The sequence below is a fragment of the Shinella sp. G-2 genome (assembly GCF_050172695.1).
In the GTDB taxonomy this organism is placed as follows: domain Bacteria; phylum Pseudomonadota; class Alphaproteobacteria; order Rhizobiales; family Rhizobiaceae; genus Shinella.
In genome coordinates, this window is the sequence record NZ_JBBEYH010000041.1 from 1 (window position 1) to 23,271 (window position 23,271).

Here is a 23,271-nt window from a genome sequence, read left to right on the forward strand (position 1 = left end):
GAAGGTGCAGATGCCGACAAACGGCAGGTTCAAACGTCCGGTCTCGTACGAATTGCTGGTCATTTTCATTCCATTTCTGCTGGGTGAAGAGGAAAGGACGGTTATTTTCCGCCCCTGATGTATTTGATGCCGATGGCGGCCGGCGGCCGCACGCGGCCGGCGAAGACGACGAGTGCGACGAAGGACGCCAGGAACGGCACCATCGAGAAGAGCTGGTAGGGCACGTCCGGATTGTTGAACTGCAGGCGCAGTTGCAAGGCTTCCGAAAAGGCGAAGAAGATGCAGGCGGCAAAGACGAGCGCCGGGTTCCAGCGGCCGAGGATCACCGCCGCGAGCGCGATCCAACCCTTGCCCGCGCTCATGTTCTCGGTGAAGACGAAGACCTGGCAGAGCACGAGATAGCAGCCGCCGAGCCCGCCGAGGACGCAGCTTGCGATGACGCAGAGCGCACGCACCGCCGGAACGCTGACGCCCACCGTATCGGCGGCGATCGGGTAATCGCCGATGGCGCGCACGATCAGCCCCCAGGGGGTGCGGTACAGGAACCAGTAGGTCAGCGGAACGGCGAGATACATCGCGTAGGCCAGAGGATCCTGGTTGAAGAGGACCGGCCCGACGACGGGAATGGCCGAGAGGACGGGGATTGCCAGCGGCGTGAAGCCCGGCAGGGTCGAGGTCGCGTCGGCCCCGAGGATGAGGCGCGCCAGATAGGATGTCAGGCCGAGCACCAGGATGTTGATCGCGATGCCCGTGACGAGCTGGTTGATGCCGAGGCTCACCGCAAGTCCGGCAAGGATGCAGCCGATGGCGGCGGCGGCGAGAAGGCCGACGAGAAGGCCGCCGACGGGCGTTCCCGTAAGATAGGCTCCCGTCGCCGCGCCGAAGGCGCCGCCGAGAATGCAGCCCTCCAGCGAAACGTTGAACACGCCCGCCCGCTCCGAAAGCACGCCGCCGAGCGCGGCGAAGACGATGGGGATCGACAATCTGAGAACGGTGGAGAGAAAATCCACCAGAGCCGACATATCACCGAGCAGGGTCATGGCTTGCCTCCGACATGGTTCGTTGCACCCTGCGCGAGGCCGGCATCCAGCAGCCTGCGCCGTTCGAGGAAGCGGCGCCAGTTGCCCCGGTCGAAACGGAAGGCAAGGCTTGCCGCGACGAAGATGATGACGAGGCCCTGGATCGCCTCGACGACGGTGCTCTCGAGCCCCACGGCGCGCTGCATGATGAGACCGCCGACCTTGAGGCCGCTGAGGAAGAAGGCGGAGATCGGCGCCATCAGCGGCGAGAGCTGCGCGAGGAAGGCGACGACGATGCCGTCGAAACCGTAGCCCGGCGAGAACAGGTGGTAGAGGCGATGCTTGAGGCCGAGCACCTCGAAGGTGCCGGCGAGCCCGCCGATCGCGCCGGCGACGAACATCACCGCGACCACGTTGCGCCGCACATGCAGGCCGGCATAGGTGGCGGCGGTCGGGTTCTTGCCGATCATGCCGAGGCCGAAGCCGACCGTGGTGAAGCGGAAGACGAACCAGGCCACGAGGCAGAGAGCAATGCCGACGAGAACGCCGAGATGCGCATCGGTCTGCGGCATGATGTAGGGCAGCCAGAGCCCTTCGCGGATTTCTTCCGAATAGGGATAGGGCGCGCCCTCCTGCATCATCGGCCCACCGGCAACATAGCTCACCAGGTTGATGGCGATGAAATTGAGGAGAATGGTGATGATGACCTCGTTGATACCGCGATAGGCCTTGAGGTAGCCGGGGATCATGCCCCAAAGACCGCCGCCCAGGGCGCCGGCGATGACGCAGAGCGGCACCTGCAGGTAGGGCGACATGTCCGGCAGCAGCAGGGCTGCCATCGAGGAGAACAGCCCGCCCATATAGATCTGGCCTTCCGCCCCGATATTGAGCAGACCGACCCGAAGCGGCACGATGACGGCCAGTCCCGCGAGCAGGATCGGCGACATCTTCGCCAGCGTGCTGGCAAGGCCGTAATAGTCGAGGAAGGCGCCGCCGAAGAGGGCGCCATAGGCATCCCACGGATTGACGCCTGCAACGGCGATCAGTCCCGCGCCCGCAAGCAGGGCGAGGAGTACGGCCCAGACCGGGCGCAACATATAGAAATACTGGATGGCTCGCAGCATCACGCCACCTCCGCCTCTGCAAGTCCGCCAAGGAGCGCGCCGACACGTTCGGCCGTCGCCTCTTCCGGGGAAATGATGCCGGTAATCCGCCCCGCGCACATGACTGCTACGCGATCGCAGACGCTCAGAATGTGCTCCAGCTCCGTGGAGATGTAGAGGATCGCCGTGCCGCGCTCACGCTCGGCGATGACGGTGCGGTGCACGGCCTCTATCGCGCCGACATCGAGCCCCTTGCAGGGCTGCATGATCACCAGCAGCCGCGGCCGGCACTCGACCTCGCGGGCGAAGATCAGCTTCTGCTGGTTGCCGCCGGAGAGAAACCGGATCGCCTGATCGACCGATTGCAGGCGCACGTCGTAACGCTGCACCCAGTCCGCCGTCACGGCCTTCGCATTGGCGGTCCGCAGCATCGGGCCGGAGGAAAAGGCATCCTCCCGGAAATCGCGGATCATGGCGTTCTGGTAGACCGGGAAGTCGAGGACGAGACCCGTGCCATGACGATCCTCCGGCACGAAGGAGATGCCGAGCCGATGCCGGCGATCGGAAACGCCTGCGGCCGTGATATCCTCGCCGCCCAGTTCCACGGCACCGCTTTCGGCGCTGCGCAGACCCGTCAGGACCTCGGCAAGCTCGGCCTGGCCATTGCCGTCGACACCGGCGACACCGAGGATTTCCCCTGCCCTCAGATCGAAGGAGACGCCCTTGAGCGCCTGGTTGCCGCGGGTGTCGCGCGCCTTTACGTCCCGCACCCGCAGGAGAACGGTGTCCGATGTCAGCGGGGATTTTTCAAGCGTGGTGAGAACGACATCGCGCCCGACCATCATGCGCGCCATTTCACGCGGGGTCGCCCCTTCCATGGGAAGGTCGGCAGACACCGCGCCGCGGCGCAGCACCGTGACCCGGTCGGCGACCGCCGCCACCTCGTCGAGCTTGTGGCTGATGAAGATGACGGTCTTGCCCGCGGCCCGCAGCCGGCGAAGCCCCTCGAGGAAGCCTTCCACCTCGTTGGGCGCCAGCACGCTGGTCGGCTCGTCCAGAATGATGAGACGGGCATCGCGATAGAGCACCTTGAGGATTTCCACCCGCTGGCGCATGCCCATCGGCAGCTTCCACACCTCCTGGTGCGGATCGATATCGAAGCCGAAGCTGTCGGCCAGCGCCGCCAGCCGGCGTGCATGGTCGTCGAGGGAAAGCCGCAGGCCCTGCCCCGGCAGGCCGAGCACCACGTTCTCGACGACCGTCAGCGTTTCCACCAGCATCAGGTGCTGGTGGATCATGCCGATGCCGAGATCCATCGCCTTGCGCGGCGAGGCAATCCGCTGCGGCACGCCATCGAGGAGAATGCGGCCCCCGTCGGGCTGGTAGAGCCCGTAGAGGATGTTCATCAGCGTCGTCTTGCCTGCACCGTTCTCACCGAGAATGGCGTGCACGGTGCCCTGCGCGATCGTCAGGTCGACGTCGTCGAGCGCCTTGAAGTCGCCGAACGTCTTGGTGATTTTTTCCAGCCGAAGTCCTTGCGCAGTCATGGCACAATCCAGGATTCTTGCGAGTGGCGAAGGGTTGCGCGAGGAGGAACGCCCTCCCCGCGCGAAAGCGCGGTGTCCTAGTGGACGTCGATCTCGCCGGCCTTGATCTTTTCGATGATCGCGGCGGCTTCGTCCTGCACGGCGGCCGGGACGGAGGCGTGGTAGGTGCCGATGCGGGTCGCCTTCGGCGTTTCCAGGCCATAGATATAGGCCTTGCCTTCCAGACGGCCTTCCTTCGCCTCGGTCAGCGTGGTCAGCAGCGCGCCCCGCATGTCGAAGATGGCGGACTGCACGACGGTGTCCGGCCAGTCGGAAATGGCGTCGTAATAGATGCCGATCGCCTTCTTGCCCTTCTCCTTCACGCCCTGAAGACTGCCGACGACGGCATTGTCCATGGAGGGGAAGATGACGTCCGCGCCCTGGCTGATTTCGTTGAGGGCGGCTTCCTTGCCCTTGGCGACGTCGTCCCAGTCGTTCGTCCAGGCGGTCAGGACCTCGCCGTCCGGGCGGGCGGCCTTGAAGCCCTTGGCATAGCCATTGCCGAGATCGACGTAGAATTTCAGTTTTTGCGCGCCGATATAGCCGCCCTTGCCGGTCTCGGACACCTTGCCGGCCACATAGCCCATGACATAGCCGAGCGCCGGGAAGTCGAAGCTCATGACGGCGACATTGCCGCCCGGCTCGGTGCCGTTCACGACGACGAACTTGGTGTCGGGAAAGCGGGACGCGACCTTCGCGACCGAATCCTGGAATTCGCCGCCATGGCCGATGACCACGGAATAGCCGCGCCGGGCATAGTCGGCGAGCGCTTCGGGCTGGTCGGGCTGGGCGACCTTCTCGCTATAGGCGAATTCGAAGCCGAGTTCCTTGGCGGCGTGTTCCACGCCTTCGTAACCCGCCTGGTTGAACGACTTGTCCGTCTTCACGCCCGGCAGGACGATCGCGACCTTGGGGTTTTCGGCAAAGGCCGGCGCGGACAGGGCAAAGCCCGTCAAAACCGTCGCCGTTGCCAGCAAGCAGAAAGAACGTCTGGAAATGCTCATGGTTGGTTCCCCTAATTTTTAGAGCATAAAAAGTTTATGTCACTAAAAAATCTTGTCAACACCAATTTTGGTTGCGCATCCGGGAAATCGGGGGCAAAAGCCATGGAGGGAGGCGGACGGGTGGCATGGCCTTGATGGGACTGAGAGAACGGCAGAAAGCAAATCGTCGGGAGCGTATCCTGGAAGTCGCAAAGGCTCGATTCCAGACGGATGGCTATGCGCTGACCACGATCGAGCTGATCGCCAAGGACGCCGACGTTTCCGCCGTCACCGTCTACAACTATTTCGACAGCAAGGCCGGTCTCCTGCTCGCGCTCGTCAGCGAAAGCGACCAGCTGCTGATCCGCCAGCTCAAGGCCATGATCGCGCAGAAGCCGACGGATATCATCGACGCCGTCGCCACCTTCGGCCAGATCCTGCGTCGCCACGCCATGCGCTACCTCGCCAAGTCGACCTGGCGCGAGGTTCTGTCCGCGAGCATCCAGGAAGGCAGCAGCGATTTCGGCCGGACCTATCTCGAACTGGACCGCGTTCTCGTCGACCTGATGCGCGCGATGATCGTCGATTTCCAGGCGCGAAGCCTCGTGCCGGAAGCCGTCGACAGTGCCGCGCTGGCCGACTGCCTGTTCTCGCTGCAGAACATCCGCTTCTTCCAGTTCATCGCCGATGACAACCGCGACGACGACGATATCGACAGCCGCCTGCGCAGCGACCTGACAGCGCTCAGGAGCCTCTTCGGCACACCGTGATCGGGTCATCAGCTATCCTTTGATAGTTGAAGTGCAAAGGCCGCCGCATGGCGGCGCCGCCTAACCGGCGGCACTCTCCAGTTCCGCCCCATCCGGCCGAAAGAGCTGATTGCGCTGCTGCCAGGTATCGAGAAATTCGCGCAGCCTTGCGCTTTCCGGCCGGTTGAAGAGCTTGCCCGGCGCGCCCTCTTCCACCACCCGGCCCCGGTCCATGAACACCACCCTGTCGGCGACCTGGGCTGCGAAACCCATTTCATGCGTGACGACGACCATGGTGATGCCCTGGCTGGCCAGATCCTTCATCGTGTCAAGGACCTCGCCGACCAGTTGGGGGTCGAGCGCCGAGGTGGGTTCGTCGAAGAGGATGACATGCGGCTCCATGGCGAGCGCCCGCGCAATGCCGACGCGCTGCTGCTGGCCACCGGACAGCTGGCCCGGATAGCGATGCGCGAAGTCGGCAAGGCCGACCTTCGCCAGCGCCGCCCGGCCCTGGACCTCAGCCTTTTCAGGCGCAACGCCCTTGGCAAGGCGCGGTCCGAGCGTGACATTGTCGAGGATCGTCATGTGCGGCCACAGGTTGAAGTGCTGGAATACCATCCCGACATTGCGCCGCACCGCGTCGATATTCCGCTCGCTCTCGCGCACCAGGCCGTTGTCCGTCCTGCGGTATCCCAGAAGCTGCCCTTCGATCTCGATTTCACCGCCCGTATATTCCTCCAGGAAGGCGGTGCAGCGCAGCAGCGTGCTCTTGCCCGATCCGGAGGGGCCGATGATGCAGACAACTTCCGACGGATTGATGTCGAGCGAAATTCCCGACAGGGCCGTGAATGCGCCGTAGCTCTTCATCAGGTTGTCGATCTTGATAATAGGCTGGGGGGCTGCACGCTTCATCTTGCATATCCTGATCGTTATTTAGAACCTGACCCTGCGCTCGACGAGCCTGCCCAGCACGGCGACCGCTTCGACCAGCAGCCAGTAAAGCAGGGCGGCCGCGAGGTAGGGGCCGATGACGGTGTAGGTTTCGTTGACGAACTGGCCCGTGTTCTTGGTCAGTTCGGCGACAGTGATGACGGAGAGGACCGCCGATTCCTTGATGAGAATGATGATCTGGTTGACCATCGGCGGCGTGATGACGACCAGCATCTGCGGCAGCTTGATGTGCCGGACGATCTGGCCGGCGGAAAGGCCCGCCATCCGGGCGGCTTCGACCTGCCCTTTCGGGATCGACAGGAAGCCTGACCGGAAGATCTCCGCGAAATAGGCTGCCCCGTAGAAGCCGAGGCCGAGCACGCCAACGGTTTCGGCTTTCAGGCGCAAACCGATGCTCGGCCCGCCGTAGTAGAGAACGAAGAGAAGGATCAGGATCGGCAGACCGCGCATGATCTCGACATAGATGCGCACGCCACGCCGCACGGGTGCGGGACCCGCCATGGCCAGACAGGCCAGGAGGAGCCCGACCGCAAGGCCGATGAGGGTGGCAAGGGCACAGATCCAGGCGGTCGTCGCCAGGCCTTCCAGAAGCATGGGCGCATACTGGCGCCACTGTTCGAGTATTCCGCTCATGGGTCAGGCTCCTTGCGCAAGGCGCTGTTCGACGGCGCGACCGGTCAGCGACAGGAGGAAATTGATGGCGATGTAGATGACCGCGGCGGCGATGTAGATCTCGAACGGCCTGTATGTCGTCGCCACGATCTGCTGGCTCACCCGCATCAGTTCCGTCACCGCGATGACCGAGACCAGCGAGGAGTTCTTGAGGATGCTGATGGTCTCGTTGACGAGCGAGGGGATCACCAGCCGGAACATCTGGGGTATCAAGATGCGCCGGCGGGCGGCCCATTTGCGGATGCCGACCATGCGCGCGGCCTCCATCTGCCCACGCGGCACCACGAGAAGCCCGCCGCGGAAAATGTCGGCCTGGAAGGCCACCGTGTTGAGGGTCAGGGCGACGATGGCGGCCAGGATCGGCGGCACGTTGAGGCCGAAGACGGGCAGCAGATAGTAGATGATGAGCAGCTGCACGAGGATCGGCGTTCCGCGCCAGGCGCTTTGATAGACAAGCGACAGGCCGCGTATCCAGGGACGCGAGGATGTCAGGCCGAAACACAGAAGGAGCGCAAGCGGCATGCCGAGAACGATGGCCACGCCCGACACGAGCATGGTGATGCCGGCGCCCCACAGCAGCATCGGCAGACTGTCATAGATAAGGGAAAGGGCTGCCATCTGGCTCACCTTCGCTGGTTGACCGTGCTGGAAGTAGATCCCCGCATCCCGCGCCGAAGCGCAGGATGCGGCCGGGTCCGGAAAGGTCGGGGAGACGGCATGTCCTGCCCTCTCCCCTCCGGCGTCAGCCTTGCGGCTCGGGGAGCGCGTCGGTCGGCAAGGCCGTCGCGGAGCCGAACCACTTTTCCTGGAGCCGCTTGACCGTTCCGTCTTCGGAAAGGGCGCGCAGGCGGTCGTCGATGAAGTCGGCCAGCGGCTTGCTGTCCTCGTCCTTGCGGAAGGCCCAGCTGAAATAGGCGGCCGGTCCGAACGTCGTCGATGCGGTTTCGAAGGCGTCGCCACGCTGCGATTGCAGATAGAGCAGGTTCGGCAGGGAATTCACCACTGCATCGATGCGTCCGGCGCCGAGATCCGCATAGGCCTCGTTGAAATCGACATAGGTCTGGATCTCCTGAAGGGGCGCCAGGCCTTTCGCCTCAAGCGCGGCCGACAGGTCCTGCGTGCTCTTGAGCTGGGCCGATCCGGCCTGCGAGCCGACGATCCGGCCGCTCAGGTCCTCCGCCTTCGTCAGCGACTCGTCTCCCTTGCGCTTGACGAAGGTCACGGTCGCATCGGCGATCGGCAGCGATAGGCGATAGGTCTCGTAGCGCTTCTTGTTGACCGCGACCGATGTCACGATCGCGTCGAACTTGAGGGTCTGGAGACCGGGAAGCAGGCCCTGGAAGGGCAGATCCAGCCGCTCGACCTTGACGTCCGGCAGGCCCTTCATGACCGCCTCGAAGAGATCGACGCTGAAGCCGACGACCTTGCCATCCTCGACGAATTCGAACGGCGGATAACGCGCCTCGGTTCCGATGACGATCTCTCCCTTGTCCTTGATCTGCTGCAGCAGATCGGCCGCGTCGGCAAGGCCGGCGGTGCCTAGGGACCAGGCGGCGACAACGAGCGCCGAGGCACAGGTGCGAATGATGGATTTCATGTTCCCTCCCAATGGATCGATCCCGTTGGCGCGCGCCGTCGTTTCCGGCGATGCTTCGCCGGATGGCTGCAGGGCGGCGCCCTGGATGATCGGATTTCGGTTATCCGCCGGGGCCGCATCCTCCCAGATCGCCGACGGTGACCGGCAGCTTACGTGGCCGCATGCATCGATCAACACCGACTTTACGATGTATGTTTCGATAATTTCGAAGTTTCCTTCAAAGACGCCTCGGCCGGCGCATGCAGCGAAGATGGACGACTGCTGTCTCCGTCCCGGTGGCGGCAACGGCACGCCGGATGCCTGGAGGCGCCGCTTCCTTTCCGCAAATAAATCGATAGGATCGATGCATTCCGCTTTCAGGGAGAGATGGGTATGCGGTTCTCGCCCTCCGATCTTCGCGGCCTCGCCGTGTTCCGTTCCATCATCGAAAACGGCGGTTTCGCCGGCGCCCAGATTGCCCTTGGGATGAGCCAGTCGACGCTGTCGTTTCATCTCAAGGCGCTGGAGGAGCGCGTCGGCTTCGAACTGTGCCGTCGCGGCCGGCGCGGCTTGCAGCTCACGGAGAAAGGCCGGGAGGTTTTCGAGGCCTCCAACAGCCTCGTCGCCGCCGTTTCGAATTTCGAAGGCCGGCTCGGCGAATTGCGCAAGGAGATCGTCGGAACGCTGCGCGTCGGCGTCGTCGACAACACGATCAGCGACCCGAAGCTGCCCATCGACGCGGTCATGGATGCCTGCCTGCGTCAAGTGAAGGACGCCAAGATCGAGCTTCTCGTGACGCATCCGCAGGCGCTGATGAGCGAACTGTCGAAGGACGGCATCGACATCGCCCTGACGCCGCCGATGCGCATCGGCCCGGACTTCCGCGAGCGCCTGTTCTATCACGAGATGCACTCGCTTTATTGCAGCCATCATCACCCGTTGTTTCACGTCGATCGGGCGGCGTTGACGAGCGAAGCCATCGCGCGCCACGATTTCATCGTGCGGTCCTATGCCAACAAGGCCGAGATCGACTTCTATCCGGACGCGCAGGTCCGCATCCAGTCCTCCACCATGGAGGCGCAGGCCATCCTGATCCTGAGCGGCCGCGTGATCGGCTACCTTCCCGAACATTTCGCCAAGCGCTGGGAAGACAGCGGGCAGATGCGGCGGTTGAGCACGCCTGCGCAACGCTATGCATCGCCGCTCGTCATCGTATCGAAGCTGGATCAGAGGATTTCGTCGATCCAGCGGCTCTTCATCAAGGAGCTCACGCGGCGCTGCGTTCTTGAAAAAGCCATTGCGTGATGCGGCGTGAAGGCGCCGCAGCGGGGGCTTACCCGGCGCCGACGCTACCCGCCTGGCCGAGATGCTCGGCGATGTAGGTCTCGAGATAATCGATCGCCTCTTCCGATTCCGCGGTTGCCCGACGGTGCAGGCGCACATCGAGATGGCCGAGCGGGGAAAGACCATCCGCCGCCCCCAAGGGCCGGACATCGTCCGGCACGGTACTCTGCGCCATGGCGGTGACGCCGAGCCCGGCCCTGACCGCCGCAAGCACGGCGCTGTGGCTGGAGCTGAGATAGGCGATCCGGCAGGGCTTCGTCTCCCGGTTCAACTGCTGGAGCATGCGCCGACGGTAGACACAGGGCGGCGGCGCCAGCACCAGCGGAAGCGGGCTTTGCATATGTCCGAAATGATCCGCGCTGGTGAACCAGATCAACGGTTCGGTATGGACGGGCTTGCCACCCCCACCCTGGATGTCGTCGTGCAGGGCGATGACCAGGTCGAACTCGCCGTTCTGCTGGCGGGAGAGCAGGTTCTTGCTGAGGTCGCTGGTCACTTCCAGCATGACATTGGGATGGGCCTGCGCGAAGCGGCCCAGGAGGCGTGGCAGGAGGGAGTCGGTATATTCGCTCGGCGCGCCGAGCCGCACCCGGCCCGACACGTCCGGGCTCTGCATCAGGGCCAGCACCTCGTCGTTCAGGGCCAGCATGCGGCGGGCATATTGCGCGAAGGTGCGCCCCTGCGCGGTGAGCTGCAGATTGTGGGCGTCGCGCTGGAACAGCCGCACGCCGACCACGTCCTCCAGCCGCTTGATCTGGAGGCTGACGGCCGATTGCGTGCGCCCGACCATTTCGGCTGCGCGCGTGAAACTGCCGCCGTCGATTGCCTTGACGAAGCTGCGCATGAGGTCTGTCGGAATGTTGCGCACGGCCAATCCTATCATAAATGATCCTCATGCTAGCATAAGAACTATGAAGTTCAACAATGCTCGTCCTTCGGTATCCTCCCGCAAAAGATCGGCCAGCCCGCGCTGCGCATCGTCATCTGGAGGAGAAAAACATGACCGACGGCACCACCCCGCTTTCCGTTTTCGACCCGGCCCTCTGGGCGGCCATTCAGGCCGAGGGCCGTCGCCAGGAGGGCGAGATCGAACTGATCGCCTCGGAAAACCATGCCAGCCTGCGGGTCATGGCGGCGCAGGGTTCGGTGCTGACCAACAAATATGCGGAAGGCTATCCGGGCAAGCGCTACTATGGCGGCTGCGGCGAGGTGGACGTGGTCGAACAGCTCGCCATCGACCGCGTCAAGCGGCTTTTCGGCGCCGAATTCGCCAATGTGCAGCCCCATTCCGGCGCGCAGGCGAATGGTGCGGTGATGCTGGCGCTGCTCCAGCCGGGCGAAACCATTCTCGGCATGTCGCTGGATGCCGGCGGCCATCTCACCCACGGCGCCCGGCCGGCGCTGTCCGGCAAGTGGTTCCGCGCCATCACCTACGGCCTGACGGCGGAGGGGACGATCGACTACGAGCAGGTCGCATCGCTGGCCGGGGCCGAACGGCCGAAGCTGATCATCGCCGGCGCCTCGGCCTATTCCCGCGTCATCGATTTCGCCCGCTTCCGGGCGATTGCCGACAGCGTCGGCGCCCTCCTGATGGTCGACATGGCCCATATCGCCGGCCTCGTCGCCACCGGTCATCATCCGAGCCCGATGCCGCATGCCCATGTGGTGACGTCCACGACGCACAAGACGCTGCGCGGTCCGCGCGGCGGCATCATCCTCACCAATGACGAGGCGATCGCCAGGAAGATCAACGCGGCGGTTTTCCCCGGCCTTCAGGGCGGCCCGCTGATGCATGTCATCGCCGCCAAGGCCGTCGCTTTCGAGGAAGCCCTGCAACCCGACTTCACCGACTATGCCGGGCGGGTCGTCGCCAGCGCCAAGGCGCTCGCCGAAGTTCTCGTCACGCGCGGCGCGGCCATCGTCTCGGGCGGCACCGACAATCACCTGATGCTGGTGGACCTGCGTCCGCTCGGCCTCAAGGGCAACGAAGCGGCCGACGCGCTGGAGCGCGCGGGCATCACCTGCAACAAGAACGGCGTGCCGGGCGACCCGGAAAAGCCGACCGTCACCTCCGGCATCCGCCTCGGCACGGCCGCCGGCTGCTCGCGCGGCTTCGGCCCCGAGGAGTTCCGGCAGATCGGCCACCTGATCGGCGACGTGCTGGACAGCCTGCGCAACGGCCCCGACGCATCCGTCGAAGAGGCCGTGCACCAGAAGGTCTCCGCGCTCTGCCGCGCCTTCCCGATCTATGGAGGCAAGGCGAATGTCTGATTTCGACCTTGTCGTCATCGGCGCGGGACCGGGCGGCTATGTCGCCGCCCTGCGCGCCGCGCAAGCCGGCATGCGGGTGGCCTGCATCGACGAACGCGCCACCGCCGGGGGCACCTGCCTGAATGTCGGCTGTATCCCGTCGAAGGCGCTGCTGTCGTCCACCGAACACTGGGCCGAACTGAAGACGCTTGCCGACCACGGCATCGAAATGCAGGCCCCGCGCTTCGACCTCACGCGCATGATGGCGCGCAAGGACCGCGTGGTTTCCGATCTCACCAAGGGGATCGCCTTCCTGTTCAAGAAGGCGGGCGTGGACTTCATCCAGGGGCGCGCAACCATTGCCGCGCCGGGTCAGGTCGTGGTGGATGGGCGGACCATCGCCGCACGGCATATCCTGATCGCCACCGGTTCCAAGCCCGCCGCCCTGCCCGGCGTGCCCTTCGACGAGAAACGCGTCCTCTCCTCCACCGGCGCGCTGTCGCTGGAGACGGTACCGGAGCGGCTGGTGGTCGTGGGCGCCGGCGTCATCGGCCTTGAGCTCGGCCAGATCTGGTCGCGCCTCGGCGCCAAGGTGACGGTGATCGAATATCTCGACCGCATCCTGCCCGGCATCGATGGCGAGCTTGCCAAGAATGCCCAGCGGCTTCTCGCCCGCCACGGCATCGGCTTCAAGCTGAACACGGCGGTCACGTCTGTCGCCCACGCGGACGAGACGGTCGCTGTCGAAATCGAAAACCGCGCCTCCGGCAATAGGGAGACGCTGGAAGCCGACGCCGTGCTGGTTGCCATCGGCCGGCGGCCGTACACCGGCGGGCTCGGGCTTGAGACTTTGGGTGTCCAGCGCGACGCGCGCGGCTTCATCGCGGTGGATGCCGCGTTCCGCACCAGCGTGCCCGGCATCCTCGCCATCGGCGATGTCGTGCCCGGACCGATGCTCGCCCACAAGGCGGAAGAGGACGCCGCCGCCTGCATCGACGCGCTTGCCGGCAAGCCGCATGGCGCACCCGACTATGGCCTGGTGCCGGGCGTGGTCTATACGGCGCCCGAGATCGCAGGCGTCGGCCTGACGGAAGAGGATGCGGCGGCCGCCGGCCGCGCGGTTCTCGCCGGCAAGGTGAGCTTCCTGGCGAACGGTCGCGCCCGCGCCATCGGCGCCACGGATGGCTTCGTCAAGGTGATCGCCTGCGCCGAGACCGGGCGGGTCCTCGGCGCGCATATCCTCGGCCACGGCGCCGGCGAACTCCTGCAGGAGCTTGTCCTGGCGCTCCGGCTCGGCGCGACCCTGACCGACATCGTCACGACGTCCCACGCCCATCCCGGCATGGGCGAAGCGGTGAAGGAGGCCTGCGCCGCCGCCCTTGCCGCCCGTCGCCCGGACTGACGCCCCCCGAACCGTTTCGCGCTTTTATCGGAGCCTTTCCATGACCTTGCCAGACGACCTGCGGCAAACGCCGCTCACCGCCTTCAACATCGCGCATGGCGGCAAGATGGTGCCCTTCGCCGGATACGAGATGCCGGTCCAGTTCCCGGACGGTGTGCTGAAGGAGCACCTGCATTGCCGCGCCGCGGCCGGGCTTTTCGATGTCAGCCATATGGGACAGGTCATCCTGCGCCCGAAGTCCGGCCGGATCGAGGATGCAGCGCTGGCGCTCGAACGGCTGGTGCCGGTGGACGTGCTCGGCCTGAAACCCGGACGCCAGCGCTACGGCCTGTTCACCGCCGATGACGGCGGCATCCTCGACGACCTGATGATCGCCAATCGCGGCGACCACATGTTCCTCGTCGTCAATGCCGCCTGCAAGGCCGCGGACATCGCCCATCTGCGCCGGCATCTGGCCGGCGACTGCGCGATCGAGGAAATCACCGACCGCGCCCTGATCGCCCTGCAAGGCCCCGAGGCCGAAGCGGCGCTTTGCGTCCTTGCGCCCGAGGTGGCGGCCATGCGCTTCATGGAGGTCGCCGACGTCACGCTCGCCGGCGCCCGCTGCATCGTGGCGCGTGCCGGCTATACCGGCGAGGACGGCTACGAGATTTCGGTTCCCGCCTACCGGGCCGTGGCGCTCGCCGAGGCGCTGCTGGCCGATGCGCGGGTCCGCCCGGTCGGGCTTGGCGCGCGCGACAGCCTGCGGCTGGAATCGGGCCTTTGTCTCTACGGCCACGACATTGACGCCGCGACCACGCCAGCGCAAGGCGCCCTCGAATGGGCGATCCAGAAGGTGCGCCGCAACGGCGGCGCGCGCGCCGGCGGCTTTCCCGGCGCCGATATCGTCCTTGCGGAACTGGATGCCGGTGCGGCGCGCCGTCGTGTCGGGTTGCGGCCCGAAGGCCGCGCGCCGATCCGCGAAGGCGCGCTGCTTTTCGCCGCCGAGACCGGCGGCGAGCTTATCGGACAGGTGACGTCGGGCGGCTTCGGCCCCACCGTCAATGCGCCGGTCGCCCTGGGCTATGTCCCCACCGCCCTTGCCGCCGCCGGGACGCCGCTGTTTGCCGAAGTGCGCGGCAAGCGCCTTCCCGTCTCCGTCTCGTCCCTTCCCTTCATCACCCAGCGCTACAAGCGCACCTGAGGAACCCGTCATGCTGAAATTCACCGAAGACCACGAATGGCTGAAGATCGAGGGCGATGTCGCGACCGTCGGCATAACCCGGCACGCCGCCGAGCAGCTCGGCGACCTCGTCTTCGTCGACCTGCCCGAGGTCGGCGCCGTGCTGGAGAAGGGCGGCGCCGCATCGACCGTGGAATCCGTCAAGGCTGCCTCCGACGTCTATTGCCCGCTGGCGGGCGAGATCGTCGCGGTCAACGAGGACATCCTCTCCGACCCCTCCCTGATCAACAGGGCGCCCCAAGGCGAAGGCTGGTTCTTCAAGCTTCGCCTTGCCAATCCGGATGATGCCGCGGCGCTGATGGACGAAGCGGCCTATCTGGCGCTGGTCGGTTGAGGAGACACCCATGAGCTACACACCCACGGGCTACGCCCCCTACGACTTCGCGAACCGCCGTCATATCGGCCCCTCCCCGCGCGAAATGGCCGACATGCTGGACGCGGTCGGCGCCGAGAGCCTCGACGCCTTCATCGACGCCATCGTTCCCGCCGACATCCGGCAGACGCGCCCGCTCGCCTGGGGCAAGGCGCTGTCGGAGCGCGGCGTGCTGGAGCGCCTGCGATCCGTTGCGGCGAGGAACACGCCCAATGCCAGCTTCATCGGACAGGGATACCACGGCACCGTCACGCCGCCGGCGATCCAGCGCAACATCTTCGAGAACCCGGCCTGGTACACCGCCTACACGCCCTACCAGCCGGAAATCAGCCAGGGCCGGCTGGAAGCGTTGCTCAACTATCAGACCATGATGGCCGACCTCACCGGGCTCGACGTCGCCAATGCCTCGCTGCTCGACGAAGGCACCGCCGCCGCCGAGGCGATGGCCCTGTGCGAGCGCGCGTCGCGCAGCAAGGCGCGCGCCTTCTTCGTCGACCATCATTGCCACCCGCAGACCATTGCCGTCGTCGCGACCCGCGCCGAACCGCTCGGCTGGGAGGTGATCGTCGGCGATCCCTTCACCGATCTCGACCCGTCGAAAGTCTTCGGCGCGCTGTTCCAGTATCCCGGCACCTATGGCCACGTGCAGGACTTCACCGGCCCAATCGCCGCCCTGAAGCAGGCCGGGGCGCTCGCTGCCGTCGCCGCCGACCCGCTGGCGCTGGCGCTGCTCAAGCCACCGGGTGAGATGGGCGCCGATATCGCCATCGGCTCCAGCCAGCGTTTCGGCGTGCCGATGGGCTATGGCGGACCGCACGCGGCCTATATGGCGGTGCGCTCGAACCTCACGCGCTCCATGCCGGGCCGCATCGTCGGCGTCTCGATCGATGCCCGCGGCAACCGCGCCTACCGCCTGTCGCTGCAGACGCGCGAGCAGCACATCCGCCGCGAAAAGGCGACGTCGAATGTCTGCACCGCCCAGGCGCTGCTCGCCGTCATGGCCTCGATGTATGGCGTCTTCCACGGCCCTGATGGCCTGCGCGCCGTCGCCGAACGCATCCATCGCAAGATGGTGCGGCTGGTCAAGGGACTGGAAACCCTCGGCTTCGATGTCGCGCCGAAGACCTTCTTCGACACGATCTCCGTGGAATGCGGCCCGCGCCGCGACGCCATCCTCGCAGCCGCGCTGCGCGAGGGCATCAACCTTCGCCCGGTAGGCGAGACGCGGATCGGCATCGCCTTCGACGAAACGACCCGGCGCAGCCACACCGAGGCGATCTGGCGCGCCTTCGGCGGCGGCATGGCCGACGACGTGCTCACGCATGAATACCGCCTGCCCGAGGCGCTGCTGCGCACCTCCGCCTTCATGACCCACCCGGTCTTCCACATGAACCGTGCGGAAGCCGAGATGACGCGCTACATGCGCCGCCTCGCCGACCGAGACCTCGCGCTCGACCGTGCGATGATCCCGCTCGGTTCCTGCACCATGAAGCTCAATGCCACCGCCGAAATGATGGCGCTGAGCTGGCCGGAATTCGCCAACCTGCATCCCTACGCGCCCGCCGACCAGGCCGAAGGCTATGCCGAGATGCTGACTGACCTCGAGGCGAAGCTCTGCCAGATCACCGGCTATGACGGCTTTTCCATGCAGCCCAATTCCGGCGCGCAGGGCGAATATGCCGGCCTGCTGGCGATCCGCCGCTACCACGCGGCGCGCGGTGAAGGCCATCGCGACGTCTGCCTGATTCCGACCTCCGCGCATGGCACCAATCCGGCCTCCGCGCAGATGGCCGGCATGAAGGTGGTCGTCGTCGGGGTTGCGGCCGACGGCAATATCGACGTCGCGGACTTCCGCGCCAAGGCCGAGCTTCACGCCGAAAACCTCGCCGCCTGCATGATCACCTATCCCTCGACCCACGGTGTCTTCGAGACCACCGTGCGCGAGATCTGCACCATCACCCATGCCCATGGCGGTCAGGTCTATATCGACGGTGCGAACATGAACGCCATGGTCGGCCTTGCACGGCCCGGCGATATCGGCGGCGACGTCAGCCATCTCAACCTGCACAAGACCTTCGCGATCCCGCATGGCGGCGGTGGTCCCGGCATGGGGCCGATCGGCGTCAAGGCGCATCTCGTGCCGCATCTGCCGGGCAATCCGGCGGCGGGTGACTTCGCCGTCTCCTCCGCCACCTTCGGTTCGGCCTCGGTCCTGCTCATCTCCTGGGCCTATTGCCTGCTGATGGGCGGCGAGGGCCTGACCCAGGCCACCAAGACCGCGATCCTCAACGCCAATTACATCGCCCGGCGGCTGTCCTCGGCCTATCCGATCCTCTACGCCTCGGCGGCCGGTCATGTCGCGCATGAATGCATCCTCGACACGCGGGTTCTGAAGGAGCGGGCCGGCGTCAGCGTCGACGACATCGCCAAGCGCCTTGTCGACTGCGGCTTCCACGCGCCGACCATGAGCTGGCCCGTCGCCGGCACGCTGATGGTGGAACCGACCGAAAGCGAGCCCAAGGCCGAGCTCGACCGCTTCATCGCCGCAATGCTCGGCATTGCCGCCGAAGCCGAGGCGATTGCCGCGGGCACGCTCGACGCCGACGACAATCCGCTGAAGCGCGCGCCGCACACGGTGGAAGATCTCGTCGGGGAGTGGAACCGCCCCTACAGCCGCGAGGCCGCCTGCTTCCCGGCAGGCTCCTTCCGCACGGACAAATACTGGCCTCCGGTCAACCGGATCGACAACGTGCATGGCGACCGCAACCTGATCTGCAGCTGCCCGCCGCTGGAAAGCTACGCGGAAGCTGCCGAGTGAGATGATCGCCCCCGGCCTGCCGCCGGGGGCGATCCGTCAGGAAACCCTCCATGTTTCTTTCCGTTTTCGACATCTTCAAGATCGGCGTCGGTCCGTCCTCCTCGCACACGATGGGACCGATGGTCGCCGCGGCGCGCTTTCTCGGCGCCCTTTCCACTCTCCCCGACCGGGCGGCATGCGTCCGGTTGACCGTTTCCCTGCACGGCTCCCTTGCCTTCACCGGCAAGGGTCATGCGACCGACCGCGCCGTGTTTCTCGGGCTGCTGGGGTTCCTTCCCGAAACGCTCGATCCCGATCAGGCGGAAGCGCTCGTGGCGCAATTGCAGGACACACGGCGCCTTGCCGTGCCGGGCGTCGGTCCCATCGGCTTCGATCCCGGCGCCGATCTCGTCTTCGATTACGGGCCGCCCTTGCCCGGCCATGCCAACGGCATGGTCTTCACGGCGCTCGGTCCTGCCGGAGACATCCTGCTGCGGCAGGTCTGGTACTCGATCGGCGGCGGCTTCGTCGTCAACGAAGACGAACTTTCCGGCGCGCCGGCTTCCCGGGACACCGCCACGGATGCCGTGCCCTATCCCTTCACGTCCGCCGTCGAAATGCTGCAGATGGGGCGAAGCGCCGGCCGCACGATCGCCGCGATGAAGACGGCGAACGAACGCGTCCGCCACGGCGCCGACCTGGAGCCGAGACTGGAGCAGTTGCAGGCCGCGATGGACGATTGCCTCGACCGCGGCCTTCGGCAGGACGGGATCCTGCCCGGGGGCCTCTCCGTGCGGCGTCGCGCCCGCGGCCTGTACCAGCAATTGCTGAGCGAACGGGGCAGCAACCAGGCACAGCCACATGCGGCCACCGACTGGCTGCTCGTCTATGCCATGGCGGTCAACGAGGAGAATGCGGCCGGCGGGCGCGTCGTGACGGCGCCGACCAACGGTGCGGCCGGCGTGGTGCCTGCGGTGCTGCGGTACTACCGCGACCATTGCATCGGGGCGAGTGCGGAAGGGGCGCGGCAATTTCTCCTGACGGCGGCCGCCATTGGCGGCTTGATCAAGCATCGTGCCTCCATTTCCGGCGCGGAATGCGGCTGCCAGGCCGAGGTCGGCTCGGCCGCGGCCATGGCCGCCGCCGGGCTGTGCGCCGCACTCGGCGGCAGCAATGAGCAGATCGAGAACGCCGCGGAAATCGCGCTCGAACATCACCTCGGCATGACCTGCGATCCGGTGGCGGGGCTCGTGCAGGTGCCCTGCATCGAGCGCAACGGGCTCGGCGCCATCAAGGCCGTCTCGGCGGCGAGCCTTGCGCTGCGCGGCGACGGGCAGCATTTCATGCCGCTCGACAATTGCATCGAGACGATGCGCCAGACCGGGCAGGACATGGCTGAAAAATACAAGGAGACGTCGATCGGCGGCCTTGCCGTCAATCTGCCGGAGTGCTGAGACCGTCTGCGTCCCGATCCTCATGGGAATAACAAAAACCCGCCGCTGATCCAGCGGCGGGTTTTTCGTTTCGGATCAGGCTTGGCGCTCAGGCGGTCTTGCGCCAGAGCTTCGACAGCGCCCAGAGGGCGACGGCGATACCGGCCAGCACCAACTCGCCGATCAGGAAGTCCGTGGTCTGCGTCACCAGGGCATAGCCGGTGAAACCGACGACGATGATGGGCGGCAGCGGCCAGAACGGCATCTTGAAGGGGCGATGGACATGCTTCTGGGAAATGCGGCTCCAGAAGGCGGCGATCCCGACGAAGAAATAGACGGTCGCGATCATGGTGCCCGCGAACATGATGAGCCAATCGAGGCTGGACATCATGATCAGGAAGACCGAGGGCACGAGCAGCGCGGCAACGCCCCAGCCCGGCGAGCGGAAGCGGTTCAGCTCGGCAAGCTTGTTGCCGATCGCCGGCGGCCAGAGACCGTCGCGCGCCGAGGCGAAGACACCGCGGGCGAAGTACATCTGCAGCGTCAGGGCCGCGTTGAAGAGCGCCGCGATGACGCCGATATTGACGATCGTGCTGGCCCACGGACCGAGCGCGCTCTCAACCGCCGAAACGATCGGCGCGTCCGATTGCAGGAAGGCGACGAGATCCGGCGCGGCGATGACCCCGGCAAAGAGCGGGATGGTGATGAGGATGGAGGCAAGGATCGCCGCATAGATCACGGCTTTGCCGACATCGTGTGCGCCGCCTTTCAGCTCCTCGACGAAACCGCACACGGCATCGTAGCCGTTCAGCACGTTGAAGGCGGGGGCGAGCGTCGCCAGCGCGATGCCGAGCGTCAGCGGCACGAGCTGGCCATTTTCCAGCACGACCGGATGGAAGACGATATCGATGGGATTCTGCACCGGGGCGACGATGGCCGCCAGCACGATAAGCCCGACGACGACCAGCTGCACGACGAGAATGGCGATGTTCACCTTCGCGCCGATTTCGACCTTGGTGATGGCGATGGCGCCGGAAATGGCCAGCAGCACGAAGGCGATCACCTCGTTGGGCACGGTGATCCACGGCAGCATGTTCTTGAGGAAGATCGGAATCCCCAGAAGCAGCGATGCCGGAATGACGATGCCCTGCGTGACGAAATTGAAGAGCGTGATCCAGGCCAGCGGCTCCGGCAGGGCGCTGCGCACCATGGAATAGGAGCCGCCCGTCGACGGATATGTCGAGGCGAGCTCGCCAAGGCACATGGCGATCAGCACCACGACGACGCTGAGGATGAGCATGGCGCCGACGCCGAAGGTCCCACCCACCTGGAACACGCCCGCCGTCAGCAGCAGGACGGCCATGGCCGGCGACGCATCCGCCATGGCCAGGCATACAACATGCGATACTTCGAGCCGCCGCCGCAGCGTATGCGCCTCTCCCTCGGCCGGCGTCTCACGTCCGGGGCTCACCCCGGCCCCGCCGTCCAGCACTTTTGTCGACATCGTTCACTCCTCCCTCTGCGCACCCGATATGGATGCCCCAATCCGCGGACCGTGGCCGTCACCGCCTGCGTCCGTCCGACACTCCGCTCGAACGCGCATTCCGGCCTGAATAAATTTGTGCTGCTTAAATTTTTTATTGACTAAAAGTTTTAGTCACGGAAATTCCCTTCGTCAACGACGAAAACGTCGGGCGTGATGGGACTCTCATTTTGTTGCGATGTGTTGCGACGCGCCAAAAGGCGCCGCGGAAAACGGGCCGCTGCACGATACCGCCCGCCCGGTCGAGGCGCGCGCCGGTGGCTGGAAATTCGCTCGCGACGCGTCGCGCTCAGGACGCTTTCGTTTGCTCCGCGGACCGGGTCCTTGTCGACCGAAGCTGCACTATCCACGGATAGGCGCTGACGATGATGATGCCGAGGAGCACGCCGGCCGTGCCGGCGACGAATTCCGACGTCAGCGGCTCGCCGAGGACGAGCACGCCGAGGATGACGCCGAACACCGGCGTCATGAACGAGAAGACGCCGAGTTGGGAGGCACGATACTGGGTCAGCAGCCAGAACCAGGTCAGGAAGCTGAGGAAGGAGACGATGAAGCCCTGGAACGCGATGTTGAAGAGGAGTGCAGGCGCCGGAACGAACGTCGTCTCGCCGGCAAGCACGGCCGCGCCCGTCAGGACGATGAAAGCCATCGCCAGCTGGTAGAACAGGACATGGGTCGCGGGGATGCTGCTGAGCCGCGTCGTCCGGATCAGGACCGTCGTCAGCCCCCAGGCCGCCCCCGACATGAGCGCCAGCCCATCGCCCCACAGCATGGAACCGAGGCTTGCAGCCGTTTGCCCCTCCTGCGGCGTCAGGAACGCAAGCGCGATGCCCGCCGACGCCACCGCGATCCCACCCCATTGGACCGCCGAAAGGCGCTCGGATGGCAGTTTCCAATGCAGGCCGAGCGCCGCGAAGATCGGCGCCGTATAGAGGAAGACGACGACATGCGAGGCCGAGGTGTGCTTGAGGGCCTCGCCGACCATGAAGAACTCGACGGTGAACAAAAGGCCGGCAAGTGCGCCGAGCCCGGCCGTCTTTCCGACAATCTCCATGGACTGCCCGCGGAGCCGGACGAGCGCGAAGACGCAGACGGCGGCAATGCCGGACCTCAGGCCGATCTGGAGAACGGGCGCCGCGAAGACCGATGTGGATTTCAGGCCGATCGGCTGAAAGGCCCAGATGAGGCAAATGCCGACCATGAGGCCGACGGCCGTGATATCGATGGATTTGCGGCTGTCCAAAATCATCGCTCCGATTGTTCAGGTCGCAATAGCATTTGGCATGAATGGCCGATATAGTGATTTCATGACAGTCGGTATCGGAAACCTGACAGGCGGCAAGCCGGACGGGGTCGCGCATTTTCGCGACGTGCCGTTCCGGGATGCGCTTCCTCATCCCCTCTATTTCCGCTCCGCGCAGATGCCGGAAAACGCGTCCTATCCGCGGCACAGCCATCCGTGGGGCGAATTCGTCTATTCCTACAGCGGCATGATGGAGGTGAGCCTCAACGACGCGCATTATCTCGCGCCGCCGCAATATGCCGTCTGGCTGCCGCCGCATGTCGAGCATCGCGGTCTCAACCGGCATGCCGCCGTCCATTGCTCGCTCTATATCGAGCCCGCGCGCTGCACCGGCCTGCCGCAGGAAACCACCGCGCTGGAGGTCAGCCCGTTGCTGCGGGCGATGCTGGAACACCTGCGCGATCACACCGGCGCGGATCATGGGGCCGCTGCGCATCTTCGCTTCCTGGAGGTGGTCGTCGATCTCGTCGCCACGGCGCCGAAGGTCGGCACCTATCTGCCCTGGTCGACGGATCCTGTTCTCGAACGGGTTCTCGCCCGGCTTCAGGAAAATCCCGCCGACAACCGCTCGCTTGCCGAACATGCAAGGCTTTGCGGCACCGCCGAGCGAACCCTGATCCGTCGCTGCCTTCGCGACCTCGGCATGCCCTTTGCCGAATGGAAGCAGCGTCTGCGCGTCGTCAAGGCCATGCCGATGCTGGAGGCGCGCCGGACGGTGGACCACATTTCCGCTGCGCTCGGCTACAGCAACGCCTCTTCCTTCATCGCCATGTTCAAGCGCATGACCGGCATGACGCCGGACGACTACCGGGCGTCGACGCGATAGCACCGGTTCATGCGCGGTTTCCTTCGCGGTGCCGGCCGACAAAAAGCCGGCGTCTCCGCCGGCTTTTCCTTTTCCCATTGTCGATTGTGCAGCGTCTCAGAACTCTTCCCAGTCGTCCTGGGCAAGCGCGGTGTTGCCG

At 65.5% G+C, this 23,271-nt stretch carries 20 protein-coding genes; 9 read left to right on the forward strand and 11 right to left on the reverse strand.

Features of this window, described 5'->3' with window-relative positions; all coding sequences use genetic code 11:
* Window positions 1–101: 101 nt before the first annotated feature.
* The 4 genes from V8U06_RS28255 to V8U06_RS28270 form a co-directional block, all read right to left on the reverse strand.
* Window positions 102–1,040, reverse strand: coding sequence for an ABC transporter permease (locus V8U06_RS28255; RefSeq protein WP_226922787.1), 939 nt, complete (start codon window positions 1,038–1,040; stop codon window positions 102–104).
* Window positions 1,037–2,143, reverse strand: coding sequence for an ABC transporter permease (locus V8U06_RS28260; protein WP_427143517.1), 1,107 nt, complete (start codon window positions 2,141–2,143; stop codon window positions 1,037–1,039). The genes V8U06_RS28255 and V8U06_RS28260 overlap by 4 nt, the downstream gene beginning before the upstream one ends.
* The gene (locus V8U06_RS28265; RefSeq protein ID WP_427143518.1) at window positions 2,143–3,669 is read right to left on the reverse strand and encodes an ABC transporter ATP-binding protein; all 1,527 of its coding nucleotides are present in this window, start codon (window positions 3,667–3,669) and stop codon (window positions 2,143–2,145) included. Before V8U06_RS28265 ends, V8U06_RS28260 begins: the two co-directional genes overlap by 1 nt.
* Window positions 3,670–3,746: 77 nt before the next feature.
* Window positions 3,747–4,712 (reverse strand): BMP family protein, encoded by a 966-nt coding sequence (locus tag V8U06_RS28270; protein ID WP_226922790.1) that lies wholly within the window; start codon window positions 4,710–4,712, stop codon window positions 3,747–3,749.
* A 125-nt stretch (window positions 4,713–4,837) separates the two neighbouring features.
* Here V8U06_RS28270 and V8U06_RS28275 point away from each other — a divergent pair, with 125 nt between their 5' ends.
* Window positions 4,838–5,461, forward strand: coding sequence for a TetR/AcrR family transcriptional regulator (locus tag V8U06_RS28275; protein WP_427143519.1), 624 nt, complete (start codon window positions 4,838–4,840; stop codon window positions 5,459–5,461).
* 60 nt (window positions 5,462–5,521) lie between these two features.
* Here V8U06_RS28275 and V8U06_RS28280 read toward each other — a convergent pair whose 3' ends face one another.
* The 4 genes from V8U06_RS28280 to V8U06_RS28295 all read right to left on the reverse strand — a co-directional run bounded on the left by V8U06_RS28280 (window position 5,522) and on the right by V8U06_RS28295 (window position 8,660).
* Window positions 5,522–6,352, reverse strand: a complete 831-nt coding sequence (locus tag V8U06_RS28280) for an amino acid ABC transporter ATP-binding protein (RefSeq protein ID WP_305854626.1) — start codon at window positions 6,350–6,352, stop codon at window positions 5,522–5,524.
* A gap of 21 nt (window positions 6,353–6,373) precedes the next feature.
* Window positions 6,374–7,024 carry an amino acid ABC transporter permease gene (locus V8U06_RS28285; RefSeq protein ID WP_226922792.1) on the reverse strand — a complete coding sequence of 217 codons (651 nt, stop codon included), beginning with the start codon at window positions 7,022–7,024 and terminating at the stop codon, window positions 6,374–6,376.
* Window positions 7,025–7,027: 3 nt separating this feature from the next.
* Window positions 7,028–7,681, reverse strand: a complete 654-nt coding sequence (locus V8U06_RS28290) for an amino acid ABC transporter permease (protein WP_226922793.1) — start codon at window positions 7,679–7,681, stop codon at window positions 7,028–7,030.
* Window positions 7,682–7,805: 124 nt separating this feature from the next.
* Window positions 7,806–8,660, reverse strand: a complete 855-nt coding sequence (locus V8U06_RS28295; RefSeq protein ID WP_427143520.1) for a transporter substrate-binding domain-containing protein — start codon at window positions 8,658–8,660, stop codon at window positions 7,806–7,808.
* 372 nt (window positions 8,661–9,032) lie between these two features.
* Here V8U06_RS28295 and V8U06_RS28300 point away from each other — a divergent pair, with 372 nt between their 5' ends.
* Window positions 9,033–9,944, forward strand: a complete 912-nt coding sequence (locus tag V8U06_RS28300; protein ID WP_427143521.1) for a LysR family transcriptional regulator — start codon at window positions 9,033–9,035, stop codon at window positions 9,942–9,944.
* Between the two features lie 28 nt (window positions 9,945–9,972).
* Here the strand turns inward: V8U06_RS28300 and V8U06_RS28305 are convergent, their stop codons facing one another.
* Window positions 9,973–10,866, reverse strand: coding sequence for a LysR substrate-binding domain-containing protein (locus tag V8U06_RS28305; RefSeq protein WP_427143522.1), 894 nt, complete (start codon window positions 10,864–10,866; stop codon window positions 9,973–9,975).
* A 116-nt stretch (window positions 10,867–10,982) separates the two neighbouring features.
* Here V8U06_RS28305 and glyA point away from each other — a divergent pair, with 116 nt between their 5' ends.
* From glyA to V8U06_RS28335, 6 genes are read left to right on the forward strand one after another with little or no spacing between them, the layout of a single operon-like run.
* On the forward strand, window positions 10,983–12,254 hold the full coding sequence (gene glyA / locus V8U06_RS28310; protein ID WP_427143523.1) for a serine hydroxymethyltransferase: 1,272 nt from the start codon (window positions 10,983–10,985) through the stop codon (window positions 12,252–12,254).
* Window positions 12,247–13,635, forward strand: a complete 1,389-nt coding sequence (gene lpdA / locus V8U06_RS28315; RefSeq protein ID WP_427143524.1) for a dihydrolipoyl dehydrogenase — start codon at window positions 12,247–12,249, stop codon at window positions 13,633–13,635. Before glyA ends, lpdA begins: the two co-directional genes overlap by 8 nt.
* Window positions 13,636–13,675: 40 nt before the next feature.
* Entirely contained in the window at window positions 13,676–14,818 is a 1,143-nt protein-coding gene (gcvT, locus tag V8U06_RS28320; RefSeq protein ID WP_427143525.1) for a glycine cleavage system aminomethyltransferase GcvT, read from the forward strand.
* A gap of 10 nt (window positions 14,819–14,828) precedes the next feature.
* Window positions 14,829–15,191: a glycine cleavage system protein GcvH gene (gcvH, locus tag V8U06_RS28325; RefSeq protein WP_427143526.1), complete on the forward strand. Its 363-nt coding sequence runs from the start codon at window positions 14,829–14,831 to the stop codon at window positions 15,189–15,191.
* Between the two features lie 10 nt (window positions 15,192–15,201).
* Window positions 15,202–18,048 carry an aminomethyl-transferring glycine dehydrogenase gene (gene gcvP, locus V8U06_RS28330; protein ID WP_427143527.1) on the forward strand — a complete coding sequence of 949 codons (2,847 nt, stop codon included), beginning with the start codon at window positions 15,202–15,204 and terminating at the stop codon, window positions 18,046–18,048.
* 50 nt (window positions 18,049–18,098) lie between these two features.
* Window positions 18,099–19,481 carry an L-serine ammonia-lyase gene (locus V8U06_RS28335; protein WP_427143528.1) on the forward strand — a complete coding sequence of 461 codons (1,383 nt, stop codon included), beginning with the start codon at window positions 18,099–18,101 and terminating at the stop codon, window positions 19,479–19,481.
* Window positions 19,482–19,569: 88 nt separating this feature from the next.
* On the opposite strand, the gene V8U06_RS28340 is transcribed toward V8U06_RS28335, so the two are convergent.
* Window positions 19,570–20,964, reverse strand: coding sequence for an APC family permease (locus V8U06_RS28340; RefSeq protein WP_226922803.1), 1,395 nt, complete (start codon window positions 20,962–20,964; stop codon window positions 19,570–19,572).
* Between the two features lie 328 nt (window positions 20,965–21,292).
* Complete coding sequence (locus V8U06_RS28345; RefSeq protein WP_427143529.1) at window positions 21,293–22,246, reverse strand: DMT family transporter; 954 nt, start codon at window positions 22,244–22,246, stop codon at window positions 21,293–21,295.
* A gap of 64 nt (window positions 22,247–22,310) precedes the next feature.
* Here V8U06_RS28345 and V8U06_RS28350 point away from each other — a divergent pair, with 64 nt between their 5' ends.
* Window positions 22,311–23,132, forward strand: a complete 822-nt coding sequence (locus V8U06_RS28350; RefSeq protein WP_427143530.1) for a helix-turn-helix domain-containing protein — start codon at window positions 22,311–22,313, stop codon at window positions 23,130–23,132.
* Window positions 23,133–23,271: the final 139 nt, after the last annotated feature.

Bases quoted from the DNA above. Each gene is read 5' to 3' on its own strand.
- V8U06_RS28305 (WP_427143522.1), bottom strand. From the start codon at position 10,866: ATGATAGGATTGGCCGTGCGCAACATTCCGACAGACCTCATGCGCAGC.
- V8U06_RS28350 (WP_427143530.1), top strand. From the start codon at position 22,311: ATGACAGTCGGTATCGGAAACCTGACAGGCGGCAAGCCGGACGGGGTC.
- V8U06_RS28280 (WP_305854626.1), bottom strand. From the start codon at position 6,352: ATGAAGCGTGCAGCCCCCCAGCCTATTATCAAGATCGACAACCTGATG.
- V8U06_RS28255 (WP_226922787.1), bottom strand. From the start codon at position 1,040: ATGACCCTGCTCGGTGATATGTCGGCTCTGGTGGATTTTCTCTCCACC.
- V8U06_RS28300 (WP_427143521.1), top strand. From the start codon at position 9,033: ATGCGGTTCTCGCCCTCCGATCTTCGCGGCCTCGCCGTGTTCCGTTCC.
- V8U06_RS28260 (WP_427143517.1), bottom strand. From the start codon at position 2,143: ATGCTGCGAGCCATCCAGTATTTCTATATGTTGCGCCCGGTCTGGGCC.
- V8U06_RS28340 (WP_226922803.1), bottom strand. From the start codon at position 20,964: ATGTCGACAAAAGTGCTGGACGGCGGGGCCGGGGTGAGCCCCGGACGT.
- V8U06_RS28290 (WP_226922793.1), bottom strand. From the start codon at position 7,681: ATGGCAGCCCTTTCCCTTATCTATGACAGTCTGCCGATGCTGCTGTGG.
- gcvP (WP_427143527.1), top strand. From the start codon at position 15,202: ATGAGCTACACACCCACGGGCTACGCCCCCTACGACTTCGCGAACCGC.
- glyA (WP_427143523.1), top strand. From the start codon at position 10,983: ATGACCGACGGCACCACCCCGCTTTCCGTTTTCGACCCGGCCCTCTGG.
- V8U06_RS28285 (WP_226922792.1), bottom strand. From the start codon at position 7,024: ATGAGCGGAATACTCGAACAGTGGCGCCAGTATGCGCCCATGCTTCTG.
- V8U06_RS28265 (WP_427143518.1), bottom strand. From the start codon at position 3,669: ATGACTGCGCAAGGACTTCGGCTGGAAAAAATCACCAAGACGTTCGGC.
- V8U06_RS28295 (WP_427143520.1), bottom strand. From the start codon at position 8,660: ATGAAATCCATCATTCGCACCTGTGCCTCGGCGCTCGTTGTCGCCGCC.
- V8U06_RS28275 (WP_427143519.1), top strand. From the start codon at position 4,838: ATGGCCTTGATGGGACTGAGAGAACGGCAGAAAGCAAATCGTCGGGAG.
- V8U06_RS28335 (WP_427143528.1), top strand. From the start codon at position 18,099: ATGTTTCTTTCCGTTTTCGACATCTTCAAGATCGGCGTCGGTCCGTCC.
- gcvT (WP_427143525.1), top strand. From the start codon at position 13,676: ATGACCTTGCCAGACGACCTGCGGCAAACGCCGCTCACCGCCTTCAAC.
- gcvH (WP_427143526.1), top strand. From the start codon at position 14,829: ATGCTGAAATTCACCGAAGACCACGAATGGCTGAAGATCGAGGGCGAT.
- lpdA (WP_427143524.1), top strand. From the start codon at position 12,247: ATGTCTGATTTCGACCTTGTCGTCATCGGCGCGGGACCGGGCGGCTAT.
- V8U06_RS28270 (WP_226922790.1), bottom strand. From the start codon at position 4,712: ATGAGCATTTCCAGACGTTCTTTCTGCTTGCTGGCAACGGCGACGGTT.